General features: G+C 42.4%; 1 pseudogene. It reads left to right on the forward strand.

From position 1 onward, the window contains the following. Positions 1-95 precede the first annotated feature (95 nt). A pseudogene (locus WFH18_RS17895) lies at positions 96-263 on the forward strand (DAK2 domain-containing protein); the annotation flags it as partial. Positions 264-368 lie beyond the last annotated feature (105 nt).

Consider the following 368-nt stretch of genomic DNA (forward strand, 5'->3'; position numbering starts at 1 on the left):
TAGCAGTCCTTAACAGATTTACGGAATTAGGTCGACCACTTACCCAAGTTACGCCTTAAATTTGGCTCAATTAGGGGCGCTTTGCATTTCAAATCTTTGTGCAACAAAGCCCGGCTGCGGTAAAAGGTGCGGAATCGACCAAAGATATCGTGGCACGTATGGGACGTGCCGGAACTGTCGGTGACCGTAGCTTGGGCTATCCGGATGCAGGTGCACATGGCTTAAGTGTAATCTTTACAGATATTGCAGAACATATTAAATAACCTGAGTTCGATGAAATATTTTAGCTTTTTAGCAAGTTTTGGAAAGTTGGCTTATTTGGATTTAAGCAATAAGCCACTATAGCAGCCATAATATTCACCATAAAG

The sequence above is a fragment of the Acinetobacter sp. USHLN143 genome, from assembly GCF_037145695.1.
In the GTDB taxonomy this organism is placed as follows: Bacteria; Pseudomonadota; Gammaproteobacteria; order Pseudomonadales; family Moraxellaceae; genus Acinetobacter; species Acinetobacter fasciculus.